Annotated in this window: 12 protein-coding genes; 9 read left to right on the forward strand and 3 right to left on the reverse strand. The window is 71.6% G+C overall.

All coding sequences use genetic code 11. The annotated features are described in order from the left end of the window. Positions 1-85 precede the first annotated feature (85 nt). Both ACZ6TI_RS03110 and ACZ6TI_RS03115 read left to right on the forward strand, forming a co-directional pair. Positions 86-748, forward strand: coding sequence for a response regulator transcription factor (locus ACZ6TI_RS03110; RefSeq protein ID WP_465343308.1), 663 nt, complete (start codon positions 86-88; stop codon positions 746-748). Continuing rightward, positions 745-1,785 (forward strand): sensor histidine kinase, encoded by a 1,041-nt coding sequence (locus ACZ6TI_RS03115; protein ID WP_465343309.1) that lies wholly within the window; start codon positions 745-747, stop codon positions 1,783-1,785. The genes ACZ6TI_RS03110 and ACZ6TI_RS03115 overlap by 4 nt, the downstream gene beginning before the upstream one ends. Before the next feature lie 9 nt (positions 1,786-1,794). On the opposite strand, the gene msrB is transcribed toward ACZ6TI_RS03115, so the two are convergent. Beyond that, positions 1,795-2,199 carry a peptide-methionine (R)-S-oxide reductase MsrB gene (gene msrB / locus ACZ6TI_RS03120; RefSeq protein ID WP_465343310.1) on the reverse strand — a complete coding sequence of 135 codons (405 nt, stop codon included), beginning with the start codon at positions 2,197-2,199 and terminating at the stop codon, positions 1,795-1,797. Between the two features lie 68 nt (positions 2,200-2,267). Here msrB and ACZ6TI_RS03125 point away from each other — a divergent pair, with 68 nt between their 5' ends. The 3 genes from ACZ6TI_RS03125 (at position 2,268) to ligD (ending at position 4,399) form a co-directional block, all read left to right on the forward strand. Next, the gene (locus ACZ6TI_RS03125) at positions 2,268-2,711 is read left to right on the forward strand and encodes a hypothetical protein (protein WP_465343311.1); all 444 of its coding nucleotides are present in this window, start codon (positions 2,268-2,270) and stop codon (positions 2,709-2,711) included. 95 nt (positions 2,712-2,806) lie between these two features. Then, entirely contained in the window at positions 2,807-3,301 is a 495-nt protein-coding gene (locus ACZ6TI_RS03130; RefSeq protein WP_465343312.1) for an LPXTG cell wall anchor domain-containing protein, read from the forward strand. Between the two features lie 66 nt (positions 3,302-3,367). Continuing rightward, positions 3,368-4,399 (forward strand): non-homologous end-joining DNA ligase, encoded by a 1,032-nt coding sequence (gene ligD, locus ACZ6TI_RS03135; RefSeq protein ID WP_465343313.1) that lies wholly within the window; start codon positions 3,368-3,370, stop codon positions 4,397-4,399. Here the strand turns inward: ligD and ACZ6TI_RS03140 are convergent. Continuing rightward, positions 4,396-4,686, reverse strand: a complete 291-nt coding sequence (locus ACZ6TI_RS03140) for a hypothetical protein (protein ID WP_465343314.1) — start codon at positions 4,684-4,686, stop codon at positions 4,396-4,398. The genes ligD and ACZ6TI_RS03140 overlap by 4 nt on opposite strands. Before the next feature lie 234 nt (positions 4,687-4,920). Between ACZ6TI_RS03140 and ACZ6TI_RS03145 the strand changes: the two genes are divergently transcribed. From ACZ6TI_RS03145 to ACZ6TI_RS03160, 4 genes are read left to right on the forward strand one after another with little or no spacing between them, the layout of a single operon-like run. Beyond that, positions 4,921-6,156 carry a hypothetical protein gene (locus ACZ6TI_RS03145; RefSeq protein WP_465343315.1) on the forward strand — a complete coding sequence of 412 codons (1,236 nt, stop codon included), beginning with the start codon at positions 4,921-4,923 and terminating at the stop codon, positions 6,154-6,156. Further along, on the forward strand, positions 6,140-6,850 hold the full coding sequence (locus ACZ6TI_RS03150; RefSeq protein ID WP_465343316.1) for an LbetaH domain-containing protein: 711 nt from the start codon (positions 6,140-6,142) through the stop codon (positions 6,848-6,850). The genes ACZ6TI_RS03145 and ACZ6TI_RS03150 overlap by 17 nt, the downstream gene beginning before the upstream one ends. A 3-nt stretch (positions 6,851-6,853) precedes the next feature. Continuing rightward, complete coding sequence (locus ACZ6TI_RS03155; RefSeq protein ID WP_465343317.1) at positions 6,854-7,813, forward strand: hypothetical protein; 960 nt, start codon at positions 6,854-6,856, stop codon at positions 7,811-7,813. After that, positions 7,810-8,892, forward strand: coding sequence for a hypothetical protein (locus ACZ6TI_RS03160; protein WP_465343318.1), 1,083 nt, complete (start codon positions 7,810-7,812; stop codon positions 8,890-8,892). Before ACZ6TI_RS03155 ends, ACZ6TI_RS03160 begins: the two co-directional genes overlap by 4 nt. A 14-nt stretch (positions 8,893-8,906) precedes the next feature. Here the strand turns inward: ACZ6TI_RS03160 and ACZ6TI_RS03165 are convergent, their stop codons facing one another. Continuing rightward, positions 8,907-10,010 (reverse strand): MBL fold metallo-hydrolase, encoded by a 1,104-nt coding sequence (locus ACZ6TI_RS03165; RefSeq protein ID WP_465343319.1) that lies wholly within the window; start codon positions 10,008-10,010, stop codon positions 8,907-8,909. Positions 10,011-10,096: the final 86 nt, after the last annotated feature.

The raw sequence follows: 10,096 nt of genomic DNA on the forward strand, positions 1-10,096 counted from the left end.
GGCCTGTTCTACGCAGCCGGCGGTGTCGGCACGGTGTCCTCCGGCGACACCCCGCTGACACCCGCGGACTGGCAATCTGGACGCCATGCGCGTCCTGGTGGTCGAAGACTTCGAGATCCTGGCCCGCACCATCGGCACCGGGCTGCGCCGCGAGGGCATGGCGGTCGACGTGGTGCTGGACGGCGCCGAGGCGCTCGACCAGCTCGCCGTGACCCGTTACGACGTGGTGGTGCTCGACCGCGACCTGCCCGGTGTGCACGGCGACGAGCTCTGCCGGCGGATCGTGGCCGGGCACGGAACCAGCCGGGTGCTGATGCTGACTGCGGCGGCCGAGGTGCGCCAGCGGATCGAGGGGCTGGACCTCGGCGCGGACGACTACCTGCCCAAGCCGTTCGACTTCGCCGAACTGGTGGCCCGGGTGCGGGCGCTGGCCCGGCGCGCGACCGCGGCCGCGCCGCCGATCCTGACCTGCGACGACCTGACCGCCGACCCGGGCCGCCGGGTGGCGATGCGGGCCGGGCGCCGGCTCGACCTGAGCCCGAAGGAGTTCGCCGTGCTGGAGTGCCTGCTCGTCGCGGACGGCCGGCTGGTGTCCGCCGAGGACCTGCTGGAACGGGTCTGGGACGCCGAGGCCGACCCGTTCACCACCGCGGTCAAGACCACGATCCGGCGCCTGCGGGCCAAGCTGGGCGATCCGCCGATGATCCACACGGTCCGCGAGGGCGGCTACCGGATCGGCGCGGCGTGACCGCCCGGGGCTCGCTGCGCACCCAGCTCACGCTGCTCTACGCGGTGCCGTTCCTGATCTCCGGCGCGTTGCTGCTCAGCATCCCGGTGCTGCAGAGCCGCAGCACGGCGCCGGTCACGCCGGGCTTCGACCCCGGGCCCGGCGCGCCACCGGGCACCGAGGTGAACCGGATCCTGGTCGCCTCGGCGATCGGGCTGGTGGTGATGGTCGGCATCGCGCTGGTGCTGGGCTGGCTGGTGTCCGGGCGGTTCCTGCGCCCGCTGCGCACGATCACCACGACCGCCCGGGAGATCTCGGCCAGCAACCTGCACCGGCGGCTCGGCGACACCGGCCGCAGCAACGAGTTCGGCGAGCTGGCGGCGACGCTGGACGATCTGTTCGCGCGGCTGGAGGCGGCGTTCGCGGCGCAGCGGCACTTCGTCGCGAACGCCTCGCACGAGCTGCGTACGCCGCTGACCGCCGAGCGGACCCTGCTGCAGGTGGCGCTGGCCGACCCGGAGGCGAGCGTGGCGTCGCTGCGGGCGGCCTGCCGGGACGTGCTCGAGCTGGGCGCCGCGCAGGAACGGCTGATCGAAGCGCTGCTCAGCCTGGCGAGCGGCGAGCAGGGCCTGGAGATGCGCGAGCCGATCGACCTGGCGGCGATGACCCGCGGCGTGCTGTCCACCCGGGCGGCCGCATCGATCACGGTCGAGGCGGCGCTGGTGGAGAACCAGGTGATCGGGGACCCGCGGCTGCTGGAGAGCCTGGTCGCCAATCTGATCGACAACGCGCTGCGGCACAACGAGCCCGGCGGCACGGTCGAGGTGCGCACGGGTCCGGGCCGCTTCTCGGTGCGCAACACCGGACCGGTGATCGCCGCCGAGCAGGTCGAGGAGTTGTTCGAGCCGTTCCGCCGGCTCGGCCGTCAACGCGTCAGCCGGGACGGCGGCCACGGACTGGGGCTGGCGATCGTGCGCGCCATCGCCCGCGCGCACGACGCCCGGCTCGTCGCGAGGCCGCGGGCGGGCGGCGGCCTCGACGTCGAGGTGTTCTTCTGAGCCGCCCGGTCAGGCGGGGTCGAGCTTGATGGACAGGCTGTTCACGCAATGCCGGGTGTTCTTGTCGGTCATCCGCTCGCCGCGGAAGACGTGGCCGAGGTGCGAGTCGCAGTTGGCGCAGCGGATCTCGGTGCGCACCATGCCGTGGCTGATGTCGTCGATCTCCTTGATCGCGCCCGGGATCGCGTCGTCGAAGGACGGCCAGCCGCAGTGCGAGTCGAACTTGGCGTCGCTGGGGTAGAGCTGGGCGCCGCAGGCCCGGCACTCATAGGTGCCGGCGGTCTTGGTGTCCACATATTCGCCGGTCCAGGCGGGCTCGGTGCCGGCCTGGCGCAACACCCGGAACTCGGCGGGACTCAGGCGCACGCGCCACTCGTCCTCGCTGGTGGGCAGGGTGGTCTTGTCGGATGCCATGTCGTCAACCGTACGTCGGTCGCACCCGACGTGCGGCCCACCCCGTTGGGGCGCTCGTTGAGCCTGCTATGACAGCAGCCTTCACGCCCACCTGGCAGCAGGCCCTGCGCCACGGCCTGTTCTCCGGAATCCTCGTCGGCCTGGCCGGCGCCCTGCTCGCGGCGGCCCTCGCGCCGGTGCCGAGCCCGCTCTGGCTGGCGCTGGCGGGCACGTCGCTGCTGGCGGGAGCGGTGGGTGGCGCGCTGAGCGGGCGCCGCGGCACGGTCATCGACGCGCGCGGGATCCGGACGGCGCACAGTCACGAGCCGTGGAGCCGGGTGGTGGATCTGCGGGCGGAGCGGCGCGGCGCGCGTACCGTCGTGTCGGTTTATCTCGAATCGGGCGACAGCCTGCAGTTGGCCGCGCCCTACAGCGGCGACGGGCTTCTCGACGCCGATCCCCAGTTCGAGCTGAAGGTCTCCACGCTGTCGCATCTCTGGCGCAGTCACCGCTTCGGTGGCGTGCCGTGCTGAAGGACTCGCGGGGGGCGGTTACCGCTAATTCGGACATTAGTGGTTAAACTCCCCCGGACGGAAACGGACCCTCAGCAACAGAACGGACTCCTCACATGAGCTTGACGCGCCGGTTGGCCGCAGCACTTCCCGCGGTCGGCGTCACCGCCCTCGCCGCCCTGGCCTTCGCCGGGACGCCCGCCTACGCCACCGGCGCCGGGCCGGAGAGCGGCGGGCGTCCGTCCGTGACGGCGAACCCCTCGGTCTCCGCAGACGCCGACTCGGACGGATACGGCGGCGGGCAGGCGGCCGCGACGGACATCCCGAACGACAACGCCACCGACGACACCCGCGGGAACGCGGGCTACGGCACCGAGAGCCCGACGCCGTCGCCGAGCGAGACCACGCCGACCGGCACCACCGACTCGGTTCCCCCGGGCGGCGAGAGCCCGGAGACGGTCCCGCCGACCACGCCCGGTGGCGGGGTCAGCGCCGGTGGCACGCTGCCGCTGACCGGCGCCCCGGCCGGCACCACGATCGGCCTCGGCGCGCTGCTGGTCGCCGCCGGTGCGGGCGCGGTCTGGTACACGCGTCGCCGCCGCTCGGCCTGATCTTTCTCGCCCGACAGGGCCGTCCAGCCGCGTGCTGGGCGGCCCTGTCGGTCTATGGTCGGGGCCATGGCGACTCGGAACGCTGAAGAGGTCGAGGTGGCCGGCCGGGCGGTGCGGCTGACCAGCCCGGACAAGGTGATGTTCCCCCGGCCCGGTTACACGAAGCGGGACGTCTTCGAGTACTACCTGGCGGTCGGCGACGGCATCATGCGCGCGCTCGGGCAGCGCCCGACGACGCTGCAGCGCTTCCCGGACGGCATCGAGGGCGAGATGTTCTTCCAGAAGCGCATCTCCACCCGCGGCGTCCCGCCCTGGATCACCACCTCGAAGATCACCTTCCCGAGCGGGCGCACCGCGGACGAACTGTGCCCGGCCGACCTGGCGCACGTGGCCTGGGCGGCCCAGATGGGCACCGTCGTGTTCCACCCGTGGCCGGTGCGCGCCGCCGCCGTGGAAAACCCCGACGAGCTGCGCATCGACCTCGACCCGCAGCCCGGCACGAACTTCGACGACGTGGTGGCCACCGCCGGCGTGCTCCGCGAGGTCCTCGCCGACCTGGGCTGGCAGGGCTGGCCCAAGACGTCCGGCGGCCGCGGCGTGCACGTCTATGTGCGGATCAAGCCGGAGTTCTCGTTCGTGCAGGTGCGGCGGGCGGCGATCGCGCTGGCCCGGGAGGCGGAGCGGCGGCGTCCCGAGCTGATCACCACGTCCTGGTGGAAGGAGGAGCGCGGCGAGCGGGTGTTCATCGACTTCAACCAGATGGCCCGCGACCGGACCATCGCCTGCGCCTATTCGCTGCGCGCCAACGCCCGCGCGACGGTCTCCACGCCGGTCACCTGGGACGAGCTGACCGAGGTCGAGCCCGACGACTTCGACCTGCGCACGGTCCCGAAACGGTTCGCCGAGATCGGCGACCCCCATGCCAAGATCGACGATCAGGCGTACGACCTGGCGCCGCTGCTGGAGTGGTCCGAACGCGACGAGGCCGACGGCCAGGGCGACATGCCCTATCCGCCCGACCACCCCAAGATGCCCGGCGAGCCGCCCCGGGTGCAGCCGAGCCGGAAGAACGCCGCAAACTGGGACGCGTCGTCCTAGCCGCGGCGCTTGCGGTGCACCCTCAGCAGGGTGCGCTGGGTGTACCAGGTGGCGGTGCACGCCCAGCCGACCGCCCACAGCGCGACGAGCGCGGTCGCGACGGCCGGTGCCGTCGCGGCCAGGCCGGAGATGACGGGGGTGGCCGCGATCATGGCGGCGATGCCGGCCGTCACGCCGGCGGTGAGGGCTCCCGCGACGACCGAAGGTGCTGGTCGGCGGGTGCGCGGCGTGGAACGGTAGTCGAACGACCGGGCGGGGTCAGCGATCACAGTGGCCCTGGGCGGCATGCCGTGATCCGACCATCGGCGTCGGAAAAATGCCAGCCAACGGTCGCGTTGCCGACTGCACAGTGGCCGGAATCAGTCTATCGGGGTACTGGCGTTCATCCCCCGAAAGTCGCGACCGTCGATGTCGAACAGGTGTGGCGGCGGCGACACACGACCGATGCGCGGGCGATACCACTGCCTGTCTAATCAGGACTCCGACCGGCGAAAGTGTCGCCGCGGGGCGGGAGGCGGCCGATGGACGAGTTCCTGCCGACCTCGACGGGCTTCATCGTCACCCTGGTGGTGCTTTTCGTGCTGGTCACCGTGCTCTGGATCAACAGAGCACCGGTGATCAACGGCCTCTATCGCAAGCTGAGTCCGTATCCGGTGTTCCGCACACTGCTGCGCCCGGTCGCCGACAAGGCCTATCCGCCGTGGCGCCGGGACAGCGGGCGGCCGCGAGCGGACTTCTCGACGCCCTGGCGCATCGCCGAGTTGCGCCGGGCGGGACGCCCGAAGTTCGTGGTGGTCGGTGGCGTCTACCTCGACCTGACACTGCAACCGGTCACCGCTTCCGAGCTCGATGACAACGAGTTCTACAGCCTGGACACCCCGCAACTGACCTGCGGCGGCTCGGCCATTTACTTCGGCCGCGCGCTGCACCGGTGGAGGGGCGTGAAGAGTCATCTCTACACCCGCCTCGGCGCTTCCGAGCCGCTCAGTGACGTGCTCCGCGACCTGCTGGCCGACGAGTCCTGGATCCGCGGGCGGAAACCACGGCAGCGGTCGGAGGGCCAGTGCGGCGTGTCCGTGCACCTGGTGCAGGAGGTCGGAGACTTCCACACGACCTTCACGCACACCGGTGCGCTCGGCTCGCTCGAGTGGTCCACGATCAAGCAGAGCGTGAGCTGGCACACGCAGCGCGGTGGCGTGCTCTACATCGCCGGCTACTTCCGCACCGGACTGCACACGGATCTGCAGGACACCCTCCAGCACCTGTCCTACGAGGTGCTGGTCTGTCTCGAGCACGGGCGTTTCCGGGCCGCGGTCAACCCGAGCGCGGTGAACGCGCTGCTCGCGGCATTCCGGAAACAGCTCATCGACGTCTACCTGTGCACGGCGAGCGAACTCTGCGAGCTCATGGAGGCGGACGGCCTGGTCGTCCGGGACGGTGATCCGAGGGGCAACCTGGAGTACTTCGCGGAGCACCGCCGGCCACCGCCGATCGTCATCGTCCGCAGCCCGGACGTGGACGGCGTCGGGGTGGCACACCTCCTCTTCAATGGCGAGGTCACCGAGGTCCGGGCGCAGGGCTTGGCCGCGCGACGGGGCATCGGCGCCAAAGGAGTGTTCAACGCCGTGTTCGTCCACGCTCTCGTGCACGGGCCCGAGGATGTGGACACGCGAGACATAGTCGTGGCCGCCGCCAACAAGGCAGTGAACGCCTGGGCCGGGCGAGCCGAGAGAGGGAACGATGTTTCATCCCACTGACTTCTTCGACGTTGCCGACCTGGACATCGGCAAGCCGCTCGCCGGCTTCGCCACGGTGTTCGAGATCCTCGCCGAGCTGCCGCAACTGGTCGACGATCTGCTCGCCGGCCGGCGGATCGTCAAGGGCGCGGTGGCGCCCACCGCCGTGCTGGACGACGGCCCTCTCTTCGTCGCCGAGAGCGCGACCATCGATCCCGGCGTCTACATCAAGGGACCGGCCTATGTGGGTCCAGGCGTGACACTCCGGCACGGCGCCTACGTGCGGGAGGCGTGCGTCTTCCTCGAAGGCAGCCTGCTCGGGCACGCGGGCGAGGCCAAGAACGCGCTGCTCCTGCCCGGAGCCAAGGCGCCGCACTTCGCCTACGTCGGCGACAGCATCCTGGGCCGCCGGGTCAACCTGGGCGCCGGAACCAAGCTGAGCAACCTTCCGATCACCGGACGGCGGGACCCGGACGGGCGCCGGCCGACGATCGTCATCCCGGCCGACGGGCAGCCGGTGGACACCGGGTTGCGCAAGCTGGGCGCGATCCTCGGCGACGACGTGCAGGTCGGGTGCAACGCCGTGCTCAACCCCGGCGTGCTGATCGGGCCGCGCTCGATGGTCTATCCGAACACCACGGTCGGCAAGGGCTACTACCGGCCGGACCTGATCTGCAAGCTGCGGCAGACCATCGAGTTCGACGAGCGGCGGTGACGCGTGGCGATCCCACGGCTGATCTTCATCCACGGCATCGGCGGTCAGCGGGACGCGGCGCAATACCGTGCCAAGTGGTCCGCGGCGCTCGCCGACGGAGCTGCCCACGCCGGTCACGGCGCCTTCTCGCGGGCCCTGCGGAACGACGAGTTCGACGTGGAGTTCGTCTCCTACGCGTCGCTCTTCGTCGAGGAGAAGGCCGAGAAGGAACAGCAGGGCGACGAGTTCGACCTGTCCGACGCGGAGCAGGAGATCACCACGGACTTCTTCCGGGAGGTGGTCGAGGCTCGCCGCGAGGTCTTTCCGGAGTCCGACGAGCGGACCCAGGCGATGCTGGACGACGCCGCGGCGCGGCTCGACCCGCCCGGTGAGCCGCAGGGCCTGCTCGCGCCGGTGAAGACCCTGATCAACGTGGCCACCACGCTGGTGTCGGTGCCGCCGATGCGCCGCTCGGGTCAATGGCTGACCGCGAAGGCCATGGTGTGGGACTTCAGCCAGGTGGCGCGCTATCTGGCCCGCGCCGAGGCGCGGGACGGCGAGACCCTCGACGTACGCATCCGGCGTCGCCTGCTGGATGCCATCGGCGACGGGCCGTCGATCGTCGTCGCGCACTCGCTCGGCTCCGTCGTGGCCCTCGAGACGCTGCACGAGGTGGCGGCCGACATTCCGCTGTTCGTGACCATCGGGTCCCCGATCGGGATGCGCGCGGCGGTCTGGCCCCGGATCCGGCCGCAACTGCCCCGCGTGCCGGAGCGGGTGGGTTCCTGGTCGAACTACTGGGACCGGGACGACATCATCGCGGTGAACCCGGTCCTGGAGAAGCGGGTGCGGGCGAACAGCGCGGGGCTGCTGCCGGAGAGCAGGCGGGTCGACTCCGACGGCGTGTGGGTGCACGACGCCACCAAGTATCTGGCCCATGGCGAGGTGGCCGGCCGGGTCGCCGAAGCCATGGCCGAGCGGTGACCCGGCTGGCCCTGGTCATCGCCTCACAGTGCCGTGCGATGGGCCGGCTGGAGAGCTTCACGGCGGCCGCGCGCGGGCTGCACGAGGTGCTCCTGGACCCGCGGCGCGGCGCCTGCCGGGAGGCCGTTCCCGAGCACCCGCTGCTCTCCGACGACGAGGAACTGCACCCCGAAGTCGTCGCGCGAACCGTCCGGCAGGCGGTCGACCGGGCCGGCCAGGAAAGCGCGACGCTCGTCCTGGCCTTCCTCGGACACGGCTTCCGGGGCGCCGGCCAGAACCTGTACTTCATGGGCAAGGACTCCGAGAAGGATGTCGAGCGCAAGTCCGTGTCGGTCAACCAGCTCCTCGTCGAAGCCGCGGTGGAACAGCACGTCGAGGGGGTCGCGGCGATCGTCGACACCTGCTTCGCGGGCGCCGCGCCGCCCTCCGGCGACGACCTGCTCGCGAGCGCGCGCGAAGGGGGCAAGAACCTGGCGGCCCTGACCAGCGCGACGGCGGGCGAGGCGGCCTACGGCTTCCGGTTCAGCCGGGTGCTGACCGACGTCCTGCGCGACGGGCTGCAGGATGTCGACGGCTCGTGCCCCGCTCATCTGACCGCCGCCTCGGTGCTGCCGGCGGTCCGGCGCGGCACCCCGGGTCAGGTGCCGACCGCGTCCACCTTCAACGACTCGGCCTTCGGCCAGGAACCCTGGCTCTCGATCAACGCCCGGTATCCCCGCGATCATCCCCGCGACGCGACCGCGCGCATCCCCCGGATGCGCGTGCCGCCGGGCCAGACCCTGGCCCCGGGCAGCGTCCGGGAACTGGTCGAGCTGTTGAAGGCGATACCGGTCGTGCGCAGTCTCGCGGACATCCAGGAGATCGTCGCCGAGCTGCCGGACCCGCTGCCGCGCCTGATCCTCGATCCGCTGGGCCGGGGAATCGACCTCACCCGGCTGGTGCGTGCCCTCGAGGAGTATCCGGCCGAAGACCCGTGGCGGCGGCTGCTCGACCTGCTGCGCGAGGCGGTGCCGGCCGACCAGCATCAGCTGATCGACCAGCTCGGCCGCGCCTGCCGGCGCCTCGACCTGATCGCCTGAACCGCCCCGCGGCGTCAGGCGATCTGCTGCCACCAACCGTCGACCGGCGGCGGGTTGTCCACGTCGACCCGCTCGCCCGGCCGCGGGATCGCCAGCCGGATGTCGCGGGCCTTGGCCTCGGCCCAGACCCGGTCGGCGGGCTCCGCCCAGTCGTGCATGGCCAGGTTGAACGTGGCCCAGTGCACCGGGATCATCAGGCCGCCCTGCACGTCCACGTGCACGGCCACGCCGTCCTCCGGGAACATGTGGATGTCCGGCCAGGCGTCGCCGTACGCCCCGATCTGCACCAGGGTCACGTCGAACGGGCCGAACTCGGCGCCGATGTCGGCGAAGCCGGGGAAGTAACCCGTGTCGCCGGAGTAGAAGGCCTTGCGGTTCGGCCCGGCGATCACCCAGGACGACCAGAGCGTGGTGTCCCGGGTGGTGCCGCGACCGGAGAAGTGCCGGGCCGGCGTGGCCACGAACTCGACGCCGGCGATGCTGACCCGCTCGTTCCAGTCGAGCTCGACGATGCGGGTCGGCGGCACGCCCCAGCGCTCCAGGTGGGCGCCCACGCCGATCGGCACCAGGAACGGCGCCGCCTGCAAATCCACCAGATTTTGGATCGACTCCATGTCGAGGTGGTCGTAGTGGTCGTGGGAGATCAGCACGGCGTCGAGCGGCGGCAGCTCGCGCAACGCCACCGGGGGCTGGTGCAGGCGGCGCGGGCCGGCCAGGCGGGACGGGGAGCAGCGGTCGCTCCACACCGGGTCCACGAGCACCCGGCGGCCCTCGATCTCGATCATCGCGGAGGAGTGCCCGTACCAGATGACCGAGAGGCCGGCCGAGTCATCGGCCGGCGCCGGGGTGACCACCGGGATCGGCGCGTGCGGGTGCCGCATCTCGCGGCCGGTGAGCGACGCGGCCAGCAGGCGCGGCATCGAAGCGGCCGTCACCATCACCGCGGGCACCGAGTTCTGGAACTTGCCGTCCCGGAACTGCGGAGACCGCTCCATCCGGGCCAGCCGGGCACCCTTGGCGCGCGCACCCATCTGCTTCGGGATGTCCTTGGCCGCCCAGGCCAGCGCGGCCCCGAGCCCCAAAGCCATCAAAGCACCGGTACGTCCCTTTTTCGCCATCCGCCAAGCCCTCCCAGTACGTGATCCCGGCCCCAAGTCTGACCGGCCGGGACGGTTCTTCGCCACCGCCCCTCTCAGCGTCCCCT

The organism is Actinoplanes sp. NPDC051388, from assembly GCF_055586225.1.

What these genes read in the sequence shown, in the direction of transcription:
- ACZ6TI_RS03145 (WP_465343315.1), top strand. Translation starts at nt 4,921, where the DNA reads ATGGACGAGTTCCTGCCGACCTCGACGGGCTTCATCGTCACCCTGGTG.
- ACZ6TI_RS03110 (WP_465343308.1), top strand. Translation starts at nt 86, where the DNA reads ATGCGCGTCCTGGTGGTCGAAGACTTCGAGATCCTGGCCCGCACCATC.
- ACZ6TI_RS03140 (WP_465343314.1), bottom strand. Translation starts at nt 4,686, where the DNA reads ATGCCGCCCAGGGCCACTGTGATCGCTGACCCCGCCCGGTCGTTCGAC.
- ACZ6TI_RS03125 (WP_465343311.1), top strand. Translation starts at nt 2,268, where the DNA reads ATGACAGCAGCCTTCACGCCCACCTGGCAGCAGGCCCTGCGCCACGGC.
- ACZ6TI_RS03150 (WP_465343316.1), top strand. Translation starts at nt 6,140, where the DNA reads ATGTTTCATCCCACTGACTTCTTCGACGTTGCCGACCTGGACATCGGC.
- ACZ6TI_RS03165 (WP_465343319.1), bottom strand. Translation starts at nt 10,010, where the DNA reads ATGGCGAAAAAGGGACGTACCGGTGCTTTGATGGCTTTGGGGCTCGGG.
- ACZ6TI_RS03130 (WP_465343312.1), top strand. Translation starts at nt 2,807, where the DNA reads ATGAGCTTGACGCGCCGGTTGGCCGCAGCACTTCCCGCGGTCGGCGTC.
- msrB (WP_465343310.1), bottom strand. Translation starts at nt 2,199, where the DNA reads ATGGCATCCGACAAGACCACCCTGCCCACCAGCGAGGACGAGTGGCGC.
- ligD (WP_465343313.1), top strand. Translation starts at nt 3,368, where the DNA reads ATGGCGACTCGGAACGCTGAAGAGGTCGAGGTGGCCGGCCGGGCGGTG.